Origin of the sequence: Lysinibacillus sp. NPDC048646 (assembly GCF_050272295.1) — a bacterium.
Taxonomy (GTDB): domain Bacteria; phylum Bacillota; class Bacilli; order Bacillales_A; family Planococcaceae; genus Lysinibacillus.
Genome location: NZ_JBNNLZ010000010.1, coordinates 80,236 through 99,639, shown reverse-complemented (window position 1 = coordinate 99,639; position 19,404 = coordinate 80,236). Strand labels below are relative to the sequence as shown.

Here is a 19,404-nt window from a genome sequence, read left to right as displayed (position 1 = left end):
TGCGTAAATTTTAAATAAGGAGGGATTACTATGGAGAACCAAAAAATATTATCTGCCTTTAGTTATCTCAGCATATTTTTCGCACCTTTTATTGTGCCGTTAATTGTTTATTTCGTGTCAAAAGATGGGGAAGTGAAGCGCCATTCAATCCGCGCGCTTATATCACACTTAATTCCATTTCTTTTCGGTATCATTTTCTTTATCGTCTTCCTGTTTTCATCTATGTCATTGAATACGTTTGAACCTGACACAAATGGCAATACATTCATTATCATCTGGTTTGCTGCGTTTGCCCTATACTTACTCGTATCTCTTGGCATTGTCATATGGAACATCGTTCAAGCTGTACGCGTTATCCGTTAATATTTATGTTTCATCCTCGTGTTAAAGTGAACTTAATAGTTGGGGCTTCACTTTGTCCCAACTATTATTAGTTGAACCAATCGGGCACGTACGAGAGCTTGATTCACGCTTTAGATGGTCATCTTCTCTCTCGTTAGTGTGGGACAAACAGGTAGAAATAATCGTATAAGGGAGCTGATATTTCATGAAAGTATCTAAGGTCGTAAAAACTGCTGTCAAATTAGCGCCTATTGTGATTCCAATCGTCAAAAAAGTAGTTGCCGCAAAAAAAGGAACAACTCCTAATCCAACTACCCGTAGAAAATAAAGAGAAGGCGTAACCTTGCATGAAAGGAATACGCCTTCTCTCTATTTCACTTCAAAGCGTGTTTTGCTATGTCCACTCAAGGTTTTTTCAACATGTAAAACAGCAGGCATTGAAGCCTTTAGTTCTGCAACATGGGAAATAACGCCAATCATACGACCCGATTCTTGAAGATCAATAAGTGTGTCAATTGCTTTATTCAATGCTTCCTCATCAAGCGAGCCAAAACCTTCGTCAATAAACATTGTATCGATTCGAATATTTCCTTGAAAGCTTTGAATGACATCTGCCATACCAAGCGCAAGACTTAAAGAAGCGTTAAATTTCTCTCCACCCGATAATGTTTTGACATCACGAATTTGATCGGTATAGGCATCATATACATCAAGGCCAAGCCCACTTTGTTTAGCGTGCTTCTCTAATCGATCTGAGCGTCGTAGCTCAAATTGTCCATTAGATAAATGGTACAGACGAACATTTGCTGCGGCTGTAATTTTATCTAAATAGTTTATTTGAATATATCGCTCAAAAGATAGCTTTTTCACATTCTGCCCATTCAATAGTGAATGGAGCTCCTTGACACGCCCCGCTTCCTTCTCAAGCAATTGTAGTTCTTCAGCCGTGTCTTTTACTTTTACGATAAAGTCACCACAAGCCTGTGCAAAACCTTTTGTCCGTTGCCATGTATTAAATGCTTCCTCGTACGTCTCACGTAACTTTACGAGCGATTCTTCTAATAGAGCTAAGTCCTTCTTCTCTTTCCCTTTAAGTTGCTTAGCTCCTTCGGCAATTTGTATTTGTAACGTGTGTAGCTGCAAAGCAAAATCGCTACAAGCTTTACGCAAAGTTTCCACTTGCATCATGCTACGCTTTGCCGCATCATACGCCTGATAACTTTCAAAACCTGCCTCTTTCATACTTATCGAAAATTGCTCACGTTTTTCGTTTAGACTCACTTGAATCTCTTCATATGCTTTTTTTGCTAGTTCCTCAGCCATTACCGCATTACTTGCCGCTTCTTTTGCAGATTGTAAATTTTGCTGACTAGCCTGCCAAGCTGTTTGTAACGCTTTTTTTCGCGCCCCCATATCAGCAATAGCCTGCTTTAATGCCTGTAATGTTTGGAGGTTTTCAGGAATGTGCTTTTGTTGCTCTTCCACAATTGCCTGTTGTTTTGTTTCCTCCTTCAGCTGTTCAGCTAAATATTGCTCTAGCTGTGCTTGTTTCACTCGTAGCTGTTCTGTTCTTTCACGCTGACTCTTTTGCTTCGTTCGTGAAACAGCTAATTGCTCATTAACCACTTTTAACAGCGTGACCTGCTCCTCAATATATCGTAAAGAAGAATTTAGTTCTGCTTGATTTGCCTGTGAAATATGATTTACATGAACTTGCTCTATTGCCTCTTGCAGATGTATCTTGGTTGATTTTAATGTTGCCTCTTTTTCAAAATACGTGCGCTCATCCGTAAGAGACTTCGCTCTTAATATCTCTAATTGTGCTTCATCAATTGACTCTAATTGCTTAGTATGTGTTATTTGGTGCGTTGTACTACCACATACAGGGCAAACATCGCCTTCCGTGAGCTGCGCTGCTAAAATACTTGCCTGACTCGCAATCCATTGTTGTTCCAACTGTTGCAATTCTTGCTTACTTTCTTGATAGTAGTGTTTCGCTGTGTAAGCAGCCTGCTCTGCTGATGCAACCGCTCGCTCATATTTCTCGAGCTGTGTTAATAATGTAACTTGTTCACGGATTTTCGGAAGCTGTTCTAAATAGTCTGCAAATGGCTTCACTCGTTCTTCATACTGCTCAATTTTTTGGGTTAAATTCTGTAGCTCGATTTGTTGCTGCTCTAAAATTATAAGATTATCTGCAACCGCCCGCTTTGCTGTTCCAACGCCTTGCTCGTATATCTGTAATTGCTGACGATTATCTTCAAACGCTTCAAAAGTCGGCAGTAGCCCTTGTAGCTGCAATTCTTGCTGTAAGACTTGCTGGCGTTCCTGTTCTTTGGCCTCTTCTTCCTTAAATGATTCCTGTGCTACTTTATATTGTGTCTCTGTTTTCTGTATCATTATAGTTGCTTGCTGATAGGTTTGTTCTTTACGATTTTGTTCAGCACGTAGGTCCAAACACTGCTGTTCGAGCATAACAAGGCGCTCTGCTTGCTCAGCAAATTTAATTTCCTGTGCCTTTGCATCATAAATATCTTGCTGTTGCGCTAATGTTTTCAGCCGTTCTTGACGACTAGCATGCTCTTCAAATTGCTCATTGAGCGCCTTCGCCATACTATAATGCTCCTGCTCCTTTTGATGATGATTATATGCCTCACTATAACGATGCTGTTCAATTTGAATTCTTTCTATATAGTAGATTCGCTCCTCCTCAAGCGCAGTTATTAGTTGATGCAAGTTTTCTGTGTTATTTGCAATGCAAGTAAATAATGCTGATGAACGTTGTGGCAGTGCACCAGCAATTTGTCCCAATAGATGCTCCTTTAATTGCTTAGCGCGTTCTAAATCTTTTTCTGCTTCTTTTCGTTTCGCATCAAGTTTTTTTGTCATATCGCCAAAGCGATCCGTTTTAAAAATTTTGCGTAAAATAGCTTCTTTATTGGTAGAATCTGACGTTAAAAGCTTGCGAAATTCACCTTGAGGGAGCATGACAATTTGGCTAAACTGATCCTTCGTTAAGCCTACGATTTCCTGTAGCTTTTTATCAACCTCATGCGTCTGTTGTTTTTCTACGATACTAAAGTCAAGTTCGCTCTCTTTGATATGAGCCAGCTCAACTTTCTTACCAGTGACACTTTTATTCTTTGCTTTAATATGACCTGGTTGACGTAAAATTTGATACGTTTTTCCATGCATTTCAAAAATGAGTTCTACAGACGTATACACGTCATCTTCAGCAAATCCACTTCTGAGCATAGCTGTATCCTGACGATCTTCACCACTGCCGGAACCATAAAGTGCATAACAAATAGCATCAAAAATTGTCGTTTTCCCAGCACCTGTCTTCCCTGAAATTGCAAACAAACGGTGATCACCAAGTTGTTGAAAATCAATGATTTCTGTATTTTTATATGGGCCGAATGCCGTAATCGTTAACTTTAAGGGCTTCATTTTACAGCCTCCCGTTCCTCATCAAGTAATTCCTGTAGCATTTCCGTAAATAAACGCTCGGTTTCTCGATTAGGCTGCTCACTATATAAATCCGCATAAAATGCACGAAATAAGTCGATGTCTTTTACTTTTTCCGTCTCAATGACTTGAATTTCCTGCGGTAATTCCTGCCGTACTGCCTTACGTTCTATATGCAGTGCATGAGGAAACACAGTGCGAATACGTTCCATTGGTGAAGCAACGGGCGCATCATCTGTTAATCGTACAAAAACGTAATCCTCACTAGGTGTTAATTTTAATAAATCATCCATCAAGCCTTCCACCACACGTAAATCACGTTTAGGTACGAGCTTTCTCTTTTCTACAGTTACTTGCCCTATTTCATTTAACTCAACCATTAAAAATCCCTTTTCATGTAAGTGCTCTGATAGCGAATATTTCAATGGTGAGCCAGCATATCGAATCGTTTCATTGCTTACAAAATGTGCCTTATGTAAATGGCCAAGTGCCGTATAGTCAAACTGTTCAAATAGTGATGCATTGACACAATCCGAGCCACCTATTGATAGTGGACGTTCCGAATCACTCGTGTTCTCTTCCTCATGGCCATATTTGGTTACAAAGGCATGTCCAATGAAAATATTTCGTTTCGTTGTATCCATCGTTTGTGTGATGTGCGCAATGATTTTTTGCATCGCATCTTGATGTGATTGGATTGTATCATCAGCTAAAATGGTACGCACAGCTGCAGGCTCTGCAAATGGCACAAGGTGAAAATGCACCTCACCAAATTCGTCTGTCAGCACAATTGGAGCATGATCTTTCGTAAACTGCCCAACTATATGTAAACCGCTATCGCGCATTAGCCGACTTCCGAAATTCAATCGACCTGCGCTGTCGTGGTTCCCAGCAACCGCTAACACAGGAATTTTCTTATCAAGGACAATCTTAGCAAGAACATCATTTAGTAAATTTACTGCTTCTACAGGTGGCATTGAGCGGTCGTATAAATCACCCGCTACAATAATGGCATCGGGTTTTTCTTCCTCAATGGCCTGCATAAATTGCTGTAAAATATAGTGTTGGTCCTCAGTCATGTACACACCCTGTACAAGCTTCCCTAAATGCCAATCTGCTGTATGGAATAGTTTCATGCGTTGCGCCTCCTGTCTTGTTATTATTTTATCATGCATTCCAAGGGAACGTATATTCTTGCTTCAGTAGTTGTCTGCAGGTTGCACTCGCTTCCCTGAGCAGGAAACATCTTCACATGAGCGGCGCCTGAGCGGTACGCACATCTACCTGAGCGATAATCGCCTTCTCCCGAGCGATGTGCACATCTACCTGAGCGATAATCGCCTCTGCCCGAGCGGTACGCACATCTACCTGAGCGATAATCGCCTTCTCCTGAGCGGTGCGCACATCTACCTGAGCGATAATCGCCTTCTCCTGAGCGGTGCGCACATCTACCTGAGCGATAATCGCTTTCACCCGAGCGATACGCACATCTACCTGAGCGGTGCACGTCCAGCATTCTTTTGCCCCTGTCGCTTGGCCTTTGCGCAGAAAGGAGTTGTCTCAATGGTGAGACAACTCCTTCCCTTCGATATTTCCTCTAACTGTATGAGAACCCATTAGCTATACTGAATCTCTCTTGCTTTTTCGATAAATGCTATATATCCACTAAAGCCTTGAATACGATGCGCTATGGCAACTGACTCTTGCGTTGATTCAACTGGGCTCTGTTCGGCCATTCCTTGCTTTTCTATTATTTCTTTAAAAGTCATTGGGTTAGGCTTAGGTAATTCCTCAGATGCTATCGCTAGAACATCACTGCCACTATAAGCTTTCAAAAAGGCATTCGCCATTTGACGATAACCCTCGAAATTCGGATGTACATCTGAGCTATTCGGCAAGTAGTTCGTTGCCTGCAATCCAAAAGCATCATACACATGAATATACGTCGCTCCTGCCTGCTGTGCTTGTTGCTGTAAAATTGTATTTAACTTTACCAGTTGTTTATTTGTTCCTTCTTTTTGAGAGGCATGCACATTCGGGTAAGCAAAATAGTAACCCATCACATAGACTTTTGCATGTGGTGCACGCGTTTTCAACTCGGCTAAAATTTCCACCATATTTTTTCGGGCTACATTTAAAGCGTAATCTGTCTGTAGCTGTGAAAATGTTAGTGTGCCGGCAGTTGGATTCACTTGTACAAGACGAAGTAAGTCATTGGCACCCGCAGAAATGGTAATAAGCGTTGCATTCGCTAATAACTCACTCGCCTCCACTGACAGTACTCGTTCCAATACGTCCGTTGTTGTAAAGCCTGGGAAAGCAAGTTCTTTTGTATAATGACCTATTTGACCCATCAATCCGAGTCTCATCGCAATCAAATCACTGTAGCCCGTGTCAATTTCCTGATAGGGCGTTTGACCAGCTGCTAAAGAATCTCCGATGGCCACATAATTTTCAGTCTGTGCAAACGCAGATGAAACACCTAATGTGACAGTAAGCATGGTTACACTTATTAAGCTCAAGAGTCTTTTCATCTGCTCACCTCGCATTTAGTCACTATATTAATATAACAATTGGTTAAACTTCCAATAAAATTAAAATGCCCAGCTACCTTTACGGAAAATCGGTTCCACAGTCCCATCAGGCAAAATACCATCAATATCCATATCACCGCTACCAATCATAAAGTCCTCATGTGTCACTGAAATATTGGCGCCTAATGCTTCAAGTTGACCGTTTTCTAAATCTCTACCACCCTCTAGGCAAGTTGGATAGGCTTCACCAATAGCTAGATGATTTGAGGCATTTTCATCGAACAAAGTATTGAAATATAAAATTTCTGATGCTGAAATCGGTGACTCATGCGGGACAAGTGCTACTTCACCTAAATAGCAAGAACCTTCATCCACTGCAATGAGCTCTTGCAATAAATCATGACCAATCTGCGCTTCAGCCTTAATAATTTTCCCATCTTCAAAAGAAAGCTTGAAACCGTCAATAATATTGCCTTGATAAACCAATGGCTTAGTATTGCTTACAAACCCACTAACCCCTTGCTTCATTGGCAACGTATAAACCTCTTCTGTTGGCATATTGGCAATGAATACAGTATCATCAGGCGTTTTACTGCCACCAGTAAGCCATTTATGCTGAGGGGCTAAAGCTATCGTTAAATCTGTGCCTGGTGCCGTGTAATGAAGCTTTGCATATTTTTTACGATTCAATAAATCTGCTCGAGACTCTAAATTCGCAACATGTGAGCGCCAGTTTTCAACTGCGTTTCCCTCACCGATATGCACTGTTTTAAAAATAGCTTCCCACAGTGCAGGCACTTGCTCTTCTACAGCTAAATTTGGGAATACTTTTGCTGCCCACTTTGTAGATGGTACCGCTACGATGGACCAAGCGATTAAATCCTTCATCACAGCATTACGATAGTTTTTCAGTGCGGCACCCGAAACTTTTTGATGTGTTGCTAAACGATCTGCTGGAATCCCAGTTAAAAGATCCGGATCCGCAGCATCAATCCATAAAAGTGCGCCTTTACGCTCGATTAGCTCATCGCGCATTTTAACAACCCACTTTGGATAACGATTGAACTCATCGTCTGAAGCATATTCGAAATAGCCACGATCTATTTCACCATCTGAGAAATTAACATGAACACGGCCTGCTCCAGCTTTATAGGCTTCTTTTACAACTAGACGAGCAAAGTCTAATGCATCCACTGATGTGTTCACTAATAGATATTGACCTGGCTGAATATTGACGCCAACTTTTACGGCAAGCTCTGCATATGTTTGTAATTTCTCTTCAAACGTCATATTATTTCCCTCGCTTTTGTCCAATAGTTTTTGAATTACCTTCTACTAGTTCGCCGTCATGCCATACCTTTTGAACGGGCTTACCAGCAATTTCACGTGTCCACTTTTTATAGGTCTTTTCATCGTGGTACGATAATAATGTTAAGACTTCGCCATCTGCACCTGCACGTCCTGTACGACCAGATCGATGTAGATATTGCTCGATAGTGCGCGGTACGTCAACATGAATAACATGTGTTAAACCTGCGATATCTAAACCACGAGCTGCAATATCAGTAGCAATTAAAATACGAGCATCTCCTTTACGGAATGCATCTAATGCCTTTTTACGTTCTTCTTTTTTCATGTCAGAATGTAGTGTCACAATCGGTGCAGCACGGTATTGTAATTTAGTTTCCTTCATTAGTAATTGGTCAATATTGTTGACAAAGGCCAATGCGCGTAAACCTTCCGTATGCGATAAACGACGCAGGAAATCCGTTTTATCACGTTCTTCTACTTTCACAAAAGAATGCACAACTTTACCAAACTTCACCATATCTTCAGGTTTAATTTTGAAACGTAATGGCTCAAACATCATACGGCTTGCTACTAATTCGATTTCTTCCGTAATTGTGGCAGAAACGACAACTACTTGACGACCGTAGGCTGAGCCTTCGATAAAGGATTTTACTACTACACGATATTCACGGCTTAGTAACTGATCGCATTCGTCTAAAATAACCGTTTCAATTTCTTTAAGTTTTAATTTGCCCGCACGTGTTAATTCATTCAGACGACCCGGTGTACCAACAACAATTGTTGGCTTTTTCTTTAACTTTTCGATTTGACGCGCCGAGTTTGCGCCGCCAATTAGTTGCTGTACTGTTATATCAGTACCAGCTGTCCATTCACGAATAACCTCCACGATTTGCATCGCTAATTCTTGAGATGGGGCAACAATAAGTCCTTGTGTTTGTTTTTTCGTTCCATTTACCTTATTTAATAAAGGCAACACATAGGCTAATGTTTTCCCTGAGCCTGTTGGCGATTCAGCTACAATATCTTTGCCTTCAAGCATTGCTGGAATCATTTCATCTTGAATTTTCATTGGCTCTTCGAAATTCCATTTTGCTTGTAGATCTTCATTTAATAAATTTATTACTGACATGTCAATTCCCACCTTTTATACTGCTTGACACTAGTTTAACATACTAGCCCTGTACAAGCATTTTCCTTCTGTATATCAATTATTCGCCAAAATAAGGCGTGTGCTCCTGGTGCTTCGTTGGGCCTCCACTTTCGCGCAAATACGATTCGATGGAGTCTACACGGTTTACCTTTACATCAAAAAATAGCATGCCATGAGTACTCTTAGCATACTATTTTCACTTTTGGGACAGCCCCAAATGTTACTCCACTAATTCATAGCCACATGCTAAAATAGCACATTCAGCTAAAACAATTAGTGAATCTATATATTTGTCGTTTAATTTTAAATCTCGATTGACGATGGATAACTCTGTGCACCCTAAAACAATACGGTCGCAATCTAATGCTAGCATCGATTCTTCTATTGGTTGCCAATCTTCTCTCGTGACATCCTTACCAGCCTTTACATAATCGTAAATAATTGCCATGACTTTTTCTTTCATGGCATCATCTGGCACTACTGGTGTAATGCCATAATTCTCTAGTGCATCCTGATACATACGTGATGTTAAAGTTCCCGTTGTCGCTAAAATACCGACACGCTTTGCCCCTAAATCATGCGCGCGCTTTGCTGTTTCACGAATCATGTGTAACACAGGTACTGGAGAACCTTGTGCTAATTCATCATAAAAAGTATGCGCTGTATTACATGGAATGGCAATCATGTCTGCTCCAACAGCAGCTAGTTTTTTTGCATCTTCAATTAAGATTGGCACAGGATTTTCCTTTGTATTATCTAATATAAAAGCAGTTCGATCAGGAATATTTGTATCATTATCAATAATTGTATGTACATGCTCCTGATCTTTGAGAGCCTTCGTACGTCTTACAATCATTTCACCGATAAACATTGTCGCTAGTGGACCAACGCCACCAATTATACCTAAAGTTTGTTTTTTCATGAGTTCGACAGACCTTTGTTGTTAAAATATTTCTTATACTTGCGATAAAAGTTTAAATTATCGACCGTTACATTCAACCAGCGTTTTGCATTCATATCTTTATAGTTAAAAATAGAATCCGTCGCTAAGCCTTGGCGAATAAGACTCTTCGCTTCAATCACAAGTTGTTCGTTTAATACATATTTAAATAATACACCGTTAGGCACAATCGTCCAAAGATGCTTATTTTGCACGTATGTTAACTGCTGTTTACTATTTCGAATAAAATCATCCGCTACATACTGCATTAAATTATAACCACTTGCTGTCACATAATAATTCGAGAGTTCATTATGTAATTCAATACTTAATAATTTGTATTGACCATCACGTTCATCATATTTCATATCGAACGTTGCAAAGCCTTGGAATTGAATTGTTTCAAGAAACGTCTTCACAAGATCCATCAACGCCTTGTCATAAGCCGTCATAATGGCTACATAACGGCCGATACCATCGGGCGAATGTTCTTCTAAAATAGGGTTTCCTACAGATAGTAATTTAACTTTACAATCTTGTCCAACATAAGCATTGACAACGCGCATATTGGCGTCTTCACCAGGAATATATTGCTGAATCATTAAATCATCACGATACGCAGACTCCTTATAAATCGCGTGAAAAATTGCATCCTTTTCGACCTTATCATGTGCAATATATACTTTTTTCTTACCTGGAAAAATGCATGAAGCATATTTTGTCATATTCATTGGCTTAATGACAACCGGGTACGCAAAAGGCATGTCATATTCCTCATAATCATTGACCGTACATACATGCATGGCGGGATAATCAAAACCAAATTCCGCACAAAGTTGGTACATACTTTCACGTGACAATAGCTGATTTGCAAGTGAAGCATCGACATAAGGAATTATAAAAAATTCTGATAGTTCCTCTTTATGATGTAAAATTTTCTTTACATAAAATTCATCGCAGGCAAGCAACAGCAATTTTTTTTCTGCAAATTCCTTAGCAATCCCTTGTAAAGCAACAACAAAACGTTCTTCGATATTGAGTCTTGGCACTTCACGAAATGTTAGTAAATCACTCTGTTGAATTTTTGCTGTGTTCGTATGGTTTAAAGCGAGTGGTTTAACGCCATAGGACTCGTAAAATGCTCGTGCCATACCGTAAGCATTCATCTCATCGCCCAATAAAATCGGTAAAAAAGTGTGCTCAATGGTCATTCTACTCAACTCCCTTTAGCTATTTATAGTAGTGTAACATACTGTACCATTATTCTTAGATATGCCTTCATTTGGAGCAAGTACACCTGTTTGGGACAGCTCTGCGGTTTTGTTTTACTTATGAACTGCTACAGCTTGTGAACCTAACTCCTGATAGCTTTTAAAAAATTGATCTTCATTGTATGTGACATAGCCCTTTAGTGGGTCCATTACAACTACTTTCCCACCTAAATGACCTGTTAATACGACAGCATGGAGGTTTATGTAGCCCTTACGTTTTGTTGTTTCTCCTTCATATATCCAACCTTTACTTGCTTTTGTTTTCGGTGTTGATAAATCTAGCGTGACCCACATCACGACTGGTACACCTTCTTGGACAAGCTTTAAAATCTCTTGCTGTGATGCACCGCTCTTATCTGTTACACGTAAATCTGCCTGCTTATCTATTATAGCTGCTTGTGCTGCTTTCACAATTGGTGCCGCAAAGACGTACATGCCATTTGCTTTATCACTTGGATCTCCAGCAAATGCATGTGCTGGATTTGGACCAAATCGTTGCCCCCCGATTATGCTAAATTCTTGCTTCGGTAAATACGTATCAGCCATTTCGAGCTTCGTAACATTCATACCATAATAATTTAATACAGCTGTCAACGATGTAATTTCACAGCCATGTGGTAGTTCTGGGTTTTGTATAACAATTGGCACATCAAGTTCTTGCTCATTTCTTGAAAAATGAGTTTGCAGTCTATAATATGGCTTTGTTGCATCATATGTAAAAGTATCAATTGTTGTATACCCATCGCCCCCCATACTATTTTCAAGCGTGGTCGCAGCAATTGTATACGCCTTGCCCTCGACAAGTTTAGAAAATGTCGCCTCGCCCTCTTCAGAACCAAGTGCATCCTCCACCTCTTTACCTGTCTCCATATCTGTAACTTTTATATAGAGATTTGAAATGGGTGCTCCGCTATTAAATTCCACCGTTAAAACGGTTAATTGATTTTTTGGTTTATCCTGCTGCGTAAGCTGATTGCAGCCCGAAAGTAACATGATTATCATAAGGCCTATTATAAAAAGGCGTTTATACCCCGTCCACAAGACAAAATTCCGCTCCTATCTTGTTCGAAGACAATGAGACTATCTTCAATTTCATTATTTCAATTAATTGCAGTCTCTATTATACGCTAATTTCATAAGTGTTCCTATTTTATCATGCTACTTTTTCATGAACTGACAATGTTCTCACAATATATTAAGTTGTTTTCACTGTAGGGCGTAATGTATGCTTCAGCACCTTGCCGGATGCATTACGTGGTAATTCTACTAAAAATTCAATTTCATGAGGTACTTTATATTTCGCAAGTTGTTTACGGCAATATGCAAGAATTGTATCTTCATTTAAAGATTTCCCTTCCTTCAACACAACAAACGCCTTTGGCACCTCACCATAAACTTCATGCGGTAAACCTACAACTGCCGCTTCTAAAATTTCTGGCAATTGATATAAAACCTCTTCCACTTCGATTGGATAAATATTTTCACCACCACGAATGATCATATCTTTTTTACGATCTACTATATATAAATAACCTTCTTCATCAAAGCACCCTAAATCACCAGAATATAGCCAGCCATCTCGTATTGTTCGAGCTGTTTCCTCATCATTACGTAAATAGCCTTTCATCACTTGTGGCCCTTTGACACAAATCTCTCCAACCTTACCAGCTGGCACTGATTCACCATAGCTATCGACTACTCGCACCTCAGTCTGAGCTAATGGTTGACCAACTGATCCAATTTTCGTTAATGCATCGGGATCTAAAAGAGAAGTAGCCGCAGGTGAGTTTTCTGTCTGACCATATAAGTTTTGAACCTTCACCATTGGAAATGCCTCTTTGACCTGTTTAACAAGCTCATAGGGCATCGGCGCAGCTCCATAACAAAGTAAACGTAAATTCTTAAATGTATGTTCCTTAAATGCCGGTGTATTTAAAATAATTGTATACATGGATGGTACGCCAAAGAAAATCGTCGCTTGCGTGTTTGCAAGTTGGACTAGCGTACTTGTCGGAGAAAATACTTCCTCTATAATGATAGTCCCTCCCTTATAAAACATCGGCATAGCAAAGACATGGAGCCCTGCACAATGAAATAGGGGCGTACAAATAAACATTTTATCCTTATTCGTCATATTCATAGATGTTGACCAAATGTCTGCCGTCGCCGCAATATTTTGATGCGTTAGCATTACTCCTTTGGGCTTACCTGTTGTACCAGAAGTATACATAACAACAGCTGTTTCATTCGGTTCCAATAAGACAGCTCTTCTTTGTCCTTTATAGCTTTGAATAATCTCTGACATGTCTTTTAAACTTATTGTATGTTGGAATGAATATGAAATATCTGCAATTGCATCTTCGATTCGTTCATCATAAATAAGACCTTTCACTTGTGAATGATTAAAAATAAATTCAACCTCCGGCGCGGCCAATTTTGTATTAATAGGCATTGCAACAAAGCCGGCTAATTGAACACCGATATAAGCAATTAAAAATAAATCAGAATTGAGCGTATACAATGCAATAACATCATCTTTTTCATAACCCTGTTCTTGTAAATATGCTGCAAGTTTACTCGCGCGCTTATAAAACTCACTATAGGTCACTTTGTTCTCACCATACATCGTTGCAATCATCTCTGGTTGTTGCTGTGCATAGTTCTGTAAAATATCCGCCATTAACACTGTCATTTTAAGCCCCCCTAATTGTTTACGATCAATTACAGCAATATCGTGTAGTATAAATTTTATGACTAACTACAAAATACTATTCTAATATCAAAATTCAGAAAATTTCGACTATATTTTATATTTTATCAAGCTACGAATAAGTTGGCAATTTTCAACTCCCTCGAAAATTATGTGATGTGTCACAGAAAATCCTTATACATTTTACTTTTCTATCAAATTCTGTTAGGTGTATGATACTTGTACAATTATTTTTAAGGAAAGGCCTGATTAACATGCTGTATGCACTTTTAGGAGATTTACATTCTAATATTGAAGATACAAAAGCAGTATTGACCCATATACAACAAACAGCGAATGATGCTGAAATAATAGGATTAGGTGATTTATATGAATGTATTGTCAGTAAAAAAAAGGCACAATCTGTGACTGACTTGCCGCTGCAAAAAGCTGCTATCATAGATAATGATTTTGAAAATTTACTAACGTTCCCATCCATTCGAGGCAATCAAGAAGAACGTATTACACGAGTGACGGGCATCAATCGTTTTATAGAACTACCTGAAACAATGGATATTGATGGCGCAATACTTATGCATGGCCATCAATTTAAGTGGAGTGTTACATGGCAACCTATTTTCCCTACAATTGATAAACAGCTTCTTTTTTTCGGACATAGCCATGAATCAGGTCTTTATCGTCGTAATAAAAAGCTAGCCATTCGTATTCATTTCGGTCAACCCATTACTTTACAAGAAAAACAATATGGCATCAATGTTGGTTCTGTTGTCGATCATCGAGAATGGTGTCTTTATGACAGTGAACAGCGCACAGTAACCTTTATGAGCGCACCATCCATTTCACCACAGGAAAATTCACAACTTTCAATGGCATTGGGCAACCGAATTTAGCTAGTCTACTATGAACTGTTCACGTTCATTGATTTGATTCTTCGTCATTATTTTTCCATCTCCTCAAAAATAATGTTTATAGTAGACTGTAATAGTTTCGTATTCAGTTGATTGGCGCGCAGGCGGCGAGTGTAGCTGACGGCATTCGTCTTTCGCTACAGAGCAAAGCTTCCTGCGGGAAAAGCGGGACAGTCGAGACCCTTGACTATATTTATATACAGGTCTTTTCCTACTTGATTTCCACATAGAAGAAAACGCTAAAATCACCACCGATTTTAGCGTTTTCTTATTAACAGTCCTGCAAGCCATCCAGTAATTTTTGCATCTCATCGATTTGACGACACATTGTTTGAATCATGCATTGCAGAATTGGTATTAACTCTTGGCAAATGCAGAATCTTAAAACATTTTGTGCCAATCGTACACCGCCTTGATGGTGGACAATCATTTCTTGAATATAATTCACATTGATACTATTTGAAATCGGTGGCGAACACATTGCCTGGAACATGGCTTCTGTTATTTCCTTAAATGCACACATATATTCATATAATTCATACTCTGAATTTTGTACGATACAGCATCTATTCTGTATTGCTTCTAAATTTTCCACGATTTCAGAATGAGTTTTTATAATTTCTAATGCGAAGTTTTGGACAGGTATATTTGTTGTATAACGTAAAACATTTTCTGACATTTTAATAGCAGCTATTTGATGTGGAATTATTTGTTTAATGAAATTCTCTGATATGCTACATGTAATCGTAACATAGGTCATACCCTGTATCATTTTATTTAGGATTTTTTGATATTCCTCTAAATATGCCTGAGTTACATTACTAAGTTCAATTGGTTTAGTCATTAGACACACTCCTTTCAGAGTAATGTATGCCCTGTAGGTTGTTGTGCAATAGACATTTGTACCAACAGATTCTTAAAAACTACACACCTTTATATGTATTTAAGCATTTTTGACAGATACACTTATTAGATTCTGGCGTTACAGCTTCAAATATTCTTTCTGGAAAACACGCCTTCATACACCAGCAAGTATTGTGACCTTCTGCCAGCTCACAATGATTTTCTTCCCCACATATTGGGCAACACTTTTCATCATTAGGCATTTGCATACACTCCTTTCTACTAATGGTTGAACTGTACAATCAGAGAAGTACGAAATACAACGATATTCCGTACTCCTCATAGGCCATCATGAATTTGACTCAGTTGATTGATTTTCCATTTTCACTTCTTGAATGTTCGTATCACTATAGATTGCTGTACCCTGCCCGCCATTTTTAGCTAACAGTTCTTTTACTTCATTGTACGATAATCCCGAAGCAGCATTTTTTCTTTTTACTTCATTAATATTCGTACCAGAAGAAGTGAACTGAGCTTCATGATAATCGCTCATACAAATACCTCCACTCCTATAATTCATCAGGTTGCATTTCAATCAGTTCATCGCTTTCTCTTTTTACCTTTTTATTGAGCTCTTCAATTGGTATACTATCCACTGTTTGCATATCTTCGTGCAAATCGAAAATGCTAATTGTATCCGAATCAACCATGTCGGGTTTATCCTTACTCGCTAAGTTCATAAATATTTTTTTATCATGAGGCACATTTTCTTTGTCCATCATTTCACACTCCTTTACCTATAATGTGTGTAAAGATGAACGGATTATGTGTCTACAGCGTTTTACTTTTATTCCGTAAAACTCACCGATTAACGTTTCGTTTTATCTACACGATGGTATTCAGAGATTTGAATGACTCGAACATTTTTTGTATGCAGTTCATGATAAATCCCTCTACTATCTGTAAATGAAATATATTGATCTCGTTCATTTTGAACCAATTTCTCAGCTTTCTCTTGCGATTCAATATGAATAAATCTTCGCACATAGTGCATTTCATCAAAAAAATAAGTGATTTTAAATTCCTTCATTATTCCATGCTCCCTAATATCAGAAATCCTTTTCGCTTAAGTTAACCGCAATTTCCCCATTTCATCCTTTGCTAAGTTACTTTCGGAACTTTCCCTATCACAAGCATAAAATACACTATAACAACCACTAATCAGGAGGTGATTACACTGATTCATACGGTCAAACCAGGCGAAACATTATCTCAAATCGCCAGAGATTATCGCATCCCTTTGTCTTCAATCATCGCCGCAAATCCTGACATTAACCAAAATGTTCTTTATATCGGTCAACAAATTGTCATACCGGGTTTTCCAAACCCTAACACTATCCCTTATCACATCGATATTTCCGTCAACAATCGTTGGTTACGATTATTCAAAGAGGGTATTCTTCAAAAACAATACCCCATTGCTGTTGGTAGAATGTTACATGGTACACCTGTTGGCAGTTTTATTATCATTAATAAGGAGCCTAATCCAGGTGGACCTTTTGGGTCAATGTGGATGAGTTTATCTAAAGAACACTATGGTATTCATGGTACCAATGATCCTAGTTCAATTGGTCATGCTGTTTCACACGGCTGTATACGTATGCACAATCAAGATGTAGAAGAGCTTGCTAGCATCGTTCCCATTGGTACAGCAGTTTCTATTCATCCCTAACATTCATTAACCATAGCGTAATTGACTGTCCGAGCAATTAACGTCTAGTCTAGCCTAGTCTAAACAACCTTTAAGGAGGGTGATTTCCGTTCCAGGCTACTCGCTTGCCTACTGGAGTCGAGTAGCCTTCCACTCCAATCAACGATAGCGTAGCACTTTTATAAATTTTATGCATTTTAAAAGTGACCACTATGGCTACTCTCCGTAATCGAACAGCATAAAATTTCATTGACACAATAGTTTTTCAACAACATGAAACAACTATGCATTTATTTTATAGGCATAGTTGTTTTCTTTTTTCATGGACACCATGTATCAAAAGTATAAGAAACAACACCTGAAGCAATACTAAAAAGTATTGTAGTACATTAAAAATAGGAGGAAATAATTTTGACCATGACAGACAGTACATTATCCATTTTCGCCTTAGGTGGCATCAATGAAATCGGTAAGAATATGTATGTTGTACAATACGGAAACGATATGGTGATTATCGATTGTGGTGCTAAGTTTCCAGATGAGAGCTTATTGGGCATTGATTTAATTATCCCTGACATTACTTATTTGCAGGAAAATAAAGATAAGATAAAAGCATTGATCGTTACACATGGACATGAGGATCACATTGGTGGGATTCCATATCTTTTAAAAAAATTAAATGTTCCTATTTATGCAACTCGCTTTACACTCGGATTAATTGAGTTAAAGCTAAAAGAGCATAAGCTTTTAAGAGAGACAGACTTAATAGAAATAAACGGTGATTCCACTTTAAACTTCGGGCAAATCGACGCTAGTTTTTTTAGAACGAACCATAGTATACCTGATTGCTTAGGCATCGTTTTTCAAACGCCTGAAGGTAATGTTGTACACACTGGCGATTTTAAATTCGATTTAACCCCTGTGAACAATCAATATGCTGATATTCATAAAATGGCCGAAATTGGTACGCAGGGTGTGCTAGTGCTTATATCTGAAAGTACGAATGCCGAACGACCTGGGTTAACACCATCAGAACAACTTGTCGGTGGTCATATTGAAGAAGCTTTTTTTCATGCCGAGCGCAAAGTCATCATCTCTACATTTGCCTCTAACGTAAATCGTATTCAACAGATTGTCGATGCAACAATTGCAACAAAAAGAAAACTTGCATTGCTTGGGCGTAGTATGGTGAATGTTGTAGATGTCGCTTTAGAACGAGGGTATCTAACAATACCGGACGACATGCTAATCGATGCACGTGAAGTAAAGTATCTCCCACCTGAAGAAGTAGTGGTTTTATGTACAGGGAGTCAAGGTGAGCCATTGGCTGCACTATCTCGCTTAGCCAGCGGAAATCATCGTGAGGTTAAAGTTTTACCAGATGACACTGTCATTTTAGCTGCTTCTCCTATTCCTGGGAATGAGAAGGGCGTTTCACGAATCGTCGATAATTTATTTCAGCTAGGGGCAAAAGTAATTTATGGATCTGCAAGTAATACGGGGATGCATGTTTCTGGACATGGCTACCAAGAAGACTTAAAACTGATGTTGACCTTTATGAAGCCAAAGTTTTTCATTCCAATTCATGGTGAATTCCGAATGCTACACCAACATCGGTTATTAGCAGAAGCGGTAGGCGTCAAAAGAGGTCATACCTTTATTATGAAAAATGGGGACGTCGTTGATATTGACAATGCAAATGCTCGACAAACACGCAAAATTCCATCTGGAGACACGTATGTTGATGGAATTGGTATAGGTGAAGTTGAAGGGATTGTCTTACGTGATCGTAAACAGCTATCGGAAGACGGTATGCTCGTTATTGTCATAACAATCAGTAAGGCAGATGGCACAATTATTTCGGAACCTGATACCATTTCACGCGGTTTTGTTTATGCAAAAGATTCAGAAATGCTGCTAAGTAAAGTGAATGTTCTCGTAACAACAACGGTTAGTGAATTGCAAGAAGAAAATAAGCAGCAAATATTCGTCTTAAAAAAAGAAATAAAAAAAGTAGTGGGCCAATATCTCTTTTCGCAAACGAAGCGAAAACCAATGATATTGCCAATTATCATTGAAATTTGAGCTGATTTAGTAGAGGCTCCACGGATGTTGGCTTATAAACGTTGCAGCGTACGACATTGCACTTTTGCCAGAAAGCGTAGTGGTTGGAGCCAATACGTAATTAATAATGCATCATTTTAATCTTCCCTAAA

At 38.9% G+C, this 19,404-nt stretch carries 20 protein-coding genes; 5 read left to right on the top strand and 15 right to left on the bottom strand.

Going from position 1 to position 19,404, the window contains the following annotated elements:
• The first annotated feature begins 30 nt into the window (after positions 1-30).
• Both ACQKII_RS12850 and ACQKII_RS12845 read left to right on the top strand, forming a co-directional pair.
• Positions 31-363 carry a DUF4870 domain-containing protein gene (locus ACQKII_RS12850; RefSeq protein ID WP_427459765.1) on the top strand — a complete coding sequence of 111 codons (333 nt, stop codon included), beginning with the start codon at positions 31-33 and terminating at the stop codon, positions 361-363.
• Positions 364-547: 184 nt separating this feature from the next.
• Positions 548-670, top strand: coding sequence for a hypothetical protein (locus tag ACQKII_RS12845; RefSeq protein ID WP_427459763.1), 123 nt, complete (start codon positions 548-550; stop codon positions 668-670).
• A 41-nt stretch (positions 671-711) separates the two neighbouring features.
• Here the strand turns inward: ACQKII_RS12845 and ACQKII_RS12840 are convergent, their stop codons facing one another.
• The 10 genes from ACQKII_RS12840 to ACQKII_RS12795 all read right to left on the bottom strand — a co-directional run bounded on the left by ACQKII_RS12840 (position 712) and on the right by ACQKII_RS12795 (position 13,708).
• Complete coding sequence (locus tag ACQKII_RS12840) at positions 712-3,792, bottom strand: AAA family ATPase (RefSeq protein WP_427459761.1); 3,081 nt, start codon at positions 3,790-3,792, stop codon at positions 712-714.
• Positions 3,789-4,946 (bottom strand): exonuclease SbcCD subunit D, encoded by a 1,158-nt coding sequence (locus tag ACQKII_RS12835; protein WP_427459759.1) that lies wholly within the window; start codon positions 4,944-4,946, stop codon positions 3,789-3,791. The genes ACQKII_RS12840 and ACQKII_RS12835 overlap by 4 nt, the downstream gene beginning before the upstream one ends.
• A gap of 23 nt (positions 4,947-4,969) precedes the next feature.
• Positions 4,970-5,326 (bottom strand): hypothetical protein, encoded by a 357-nt coding sequence (locus ACQKII_RS12830; RefSeq protein WP_427459757.1) that lies wholly within the window; start codon positions 5,324-5,326, stop codon positions 4,970-4,972.
• Positions 5,327-5,426: 100 nt separating this feature from the next.
• Positions 5,427-6,344: an SGNH/GDSL hydrolase family protein gene (locus tag ACQKII_RS12825; protein ID WP_427459755.1), complete on the bottom strand. Its 918-nt coding sequence runs from the start codon at positions 6,342-6,344 to the stop codon at positions 5,427-5,429.
• Between the two features lie 60 nt (positions 6,345-6,404).
• Positions 6,405-7,634: an aminopeptidase gene (locus tag ACQKII_RS12820; protein WP_427459753.1), complete on the bottom strand. Its 1,230-nt coding sequence runs from the start codon at positions 7,632-7,634 to the stop codon at positions 6,405-6,407.
• 1 nt (position 7,635) lies between these two features.
• Positions 7,636-8,784 (bottom strand): DEAD/DEAH box helicase, encoded by a 1,149-nt coding sequence (locus ACQKII_RS12815; protein WP_427459751.1) that lies wholly within the window; start codon positions 8,782-8,784, stop codon positions 7,636-7,638.
• 241 nt (positions 8,785-9,025) lie between these two features.
• A complete protein-coding gene (locus tag ACQKII_RS12810) occupies positions 9,026-9,727 on the bottom strand; it encodes an aspartate/glutamate racemase family protein (protein ID WP_427459749.1) in 702 nt (233 codons plus the stop codon).
• Complete coding sequence (locus ACQKII_RS12805; protein WP_427459747.1) at positions 9,724-10,956, bottom strand: ATP-grasp domain-containing protein; 1,233 nt, start codon at positions 10,954-10,956, stop codon at positions 9,724-9,726. Before ACQKII_RS12805 ends, ACQKII_RS12810 begins: the two co-directional genes overlap by 4 nt.
• A 114-nt stretch (positions 10,957-11,070) precedes the next feature.
• Entirely contained in the window at positions 11,071-12,018 is a 948-nt protein-coding gene (locus tag ACQKII_RS12800) for a C39 family peptidase (RefSeq protein ID WP_427459746.1), read from the bottom strand.
• 193 nt (positions 12,019-12,211) lie between these two features.
• A complete protein-coding gene (locus ACQKII_RS12795; RefSeq protein WP_427459744.1) occupies positions 12,212-13,708 on the bottom strand; it encodes a class I adenylate-forming enzyme family protein in 1,497 nt (498 codons plus the stop codon).
• Between the two features lie 272 nt (positions 13,709-13,980).
• On the opposite strand from ACQKII_RS12795, the gene ACQKII_RS12790 reads away from it, so the two are divergent.
• A complete protein-coding gene (locus ACQKII_RS12790; protein WP_427459871.1) occupies positions 13,981-14,616 on the top strand; it encodes a metallophosphoesterase family protein in 636 nt (211 codons plus the stop codon).
• Between the two features lie 289 nt (positions 14,617-14,905).
• Here ACQKII_RS12790 and ACQKII_RS12785 read toward each other — a convergent pair whose 3' ends face one another.
• From ACQKII_RS12785 to ACQKII_RS12765, 5 genes are all read right to left on the bottom strand, one after another.
• Positions 14,906-15,478 (bottom strand): DUF305 domain-containing protein, encoded by a 573-nt coding sequence (locus ACQKII_RS12785; RefSeq protein WP_427459742.1) that lies wholly within the window; start codon positions 15,476-15,478, stop codon positions 14,906-14,908.
• A gap of 79 nt (positions 15,479-15,557) precedes the next feature.
• A complete protein-coding gene (locus ACQKII_RS12780; protein ID WP_427459740.1) occupies positions 15,558-15,740 on the bottom strand; it encodes a cysteine-rich CWC family protein in 183 nt (60 codons plus the stop codon).
• 86 nt (positions 15,741-15,826) lie between these two features.
• Positions 15,827-16,030, bottom strand: coding sequence for a gamma-type small acid-soluble spore protein (locus ACQKII_RS12775; protein WP_427459738.1), 204 nt, complete (start codon positions 16,028-16,030; stop codon positions 15,827-15,829).
• A gap of 16 nt (positions 16,031-16,046) precedes the next feature.
• Positions 16,047-16,259, bottom strand: coding sequence for a hypothetical protein (locus ACQKII_RS12770; protein ID WP_427459736.1), 213 nt, complete (start codon positions 16,257-16,259; stop codon positions 16,047-16,049).
• 86 nt (positions 16,260-16,345) lie between these two features.
• Entirely contained in the window at positions 16,346-16,567 is a 222-nt protein-coding gene (locus ACQKII_RS12765) for a hypothetical protein (RefSeq protein WP_427459734.1), read from the bottom strand.
• A gap of 147 nt (positions 16,568-16,714) precedes the next feature.
• On the opposite strand from ACQKII_RS12765, the gene ACQKII_RS12760 reads away from it, so the two are divergent.
• Positions 16,715-17,209 carry a L,D-transpeptidase family protein gene (locus ACQKII_RS12760; protein WP_427459869.1) on the top strand — a complete coding sequence of 165 codons (495 nt, stop codon included), beginning with the start codon at positions 16,715-16,717 and terminating at the stop codon, positions 17,207-17,209.
• Between the two features lie 396 nt (positions 17,210-17,605).
• Positions 17,606-19,273: a ribonuclease J gene (locus ACQKII_RS12755; protein ID WP_427459867.1), complete on the top strand. Its 1,668-nt coding sequence runs from the start codon at positions 17,606-17,608 to the stop codon at positions 19,271-19,273.
• The last annotated feature ends 131 nt before the right edge of the window (positions 19,274-19,404 follow it).

Coding starts and splice junctions, on each gene's coding strand:
- ACQKII_RS12785 (WP_427459742.1), bottom strand. CDS start 15,478: ATGACTAAACCAATTGAACTTAGTAATGTAACTCAGGCATATTTAGAG.
- ACQKII_RS12795 (WP_427459744.1), bottom strand. CDS start 13,708: ATGACAGTGTTAATGGCGGATATTTTACAGAACTATGCACAGCAACAA.
- ACQKII_RS12765 (WP_427459734.1), bottom strand. CDS start 16,567: ATGAAGGAATTTAAAATCACTTATTTTTTTGATGAAATGCACTATGTG.
- ACQKII_RS12775 (WP_427459738.1), bottom strand. CDS start 16,030: ATGAGCGATTATCATGAAGCTCAGTTCACTTCTTCTGGTACGAATATT.
- ACQKII_RS12805 (WP_427459747.1), bottom strand. CDS start 10,956: ATGACCATTGAGCACACTTTTTTACCGATTTTATTGGGCGATGAGATG.
- ACQKII_RS12825 (WP_427459755.1), bottom strand. CDS start 6,344: ATGAAAAGACTCTTGAGCTTAATAAGTGTAACCATGCTTACTGTCACA.
- ACQKII_RS12770 (WP_427459736.1), bottom strand. CDS start 16,259: ATGATGGACAAAGAAAATGTGCCTCATGATAAAAAAATATTTATGAAC.
- ACQKII_RS12850 (WP_427459765.1), top strand. CDS start 31: ATGGAGAACCAAAAAATATTATCTGCCTTTAGTTATCTCAGCATATTT.
- ACQKII_RS12800 (WP_427459746.1), bottom strand. CDS start 12,018: ATGATAATCATGTTACTTTCGGGCTGCAATCAGCTTACGCAGCAGGAT.
- ACQKII_RS12820 (WP_427459753.1), bottom strand. CDS start 7,634: ATGACGTTTGAAGAGAAATTACAAACATATGCAGAGCTTGCCGTAAAA.
- ACQKII_RS12755 (WP_427459867.1), top strand. CDS start 17,606: ATGACAGACAGTACATTATCCATTTTCGCCTTAGGTGGCATCAATGAA.
- ACQKII_RS12780 (WP_427459740.1), bottom strand. CDS start 15,740: ATGCCTAATGATGAAAAGTGTTGCCCAATATGTGGGGAAGAAAATCAT.
- ACQKII_RS12835 (WP_427459759.1), bottom strand. CDS start 4,946: ATGAAACTATTCCATACAGCAGATTGGCATTTAGGGAAGCTTGTACAG.
- ACQKII_RS12845 (WP_427459763.1), top strand. CDS start 548: ATGAAAGTATCTAAGGTCGTAAAAACTGCTGTCAAATTAGCGCCTATT.
- ACQKII_RS12810 (WP_427459749.1), bottom strand. CDS start 9,727: ATGAAAAAACAAACTTTAGGTATAATTGGTGGCGTTGGTCCACTAGCG.
- ACQKII_RS12830 (WP_427459757.1), bottom strand. CDS start 5,326: ATGCTGGACGTGCACCGCTCAGGTAGATGTGCGTATCGCTCGGGTGAA.
- ACQKII_RS12815 (WP_427459751.1), bottom strand. CDS start 8,784: ATGTCAGTAATAAATTTATTAAATGAAGATCTACAAGCAAAATGGAAT.
- ACQKII_RS12840 (WP_427459761.1), bottom strand. CDS start 3,792: ATGAAGCCCTTAAAGTTAACGATTACGGCATTCGGCCCATATAAAAAT.
- ACQKII_RS12790 (WP_427459871.1), top strand. CDS start 13,981: ATGCTGTATGCACTTTTAGGAGATTTACATTCTAATATTGAAGATACA.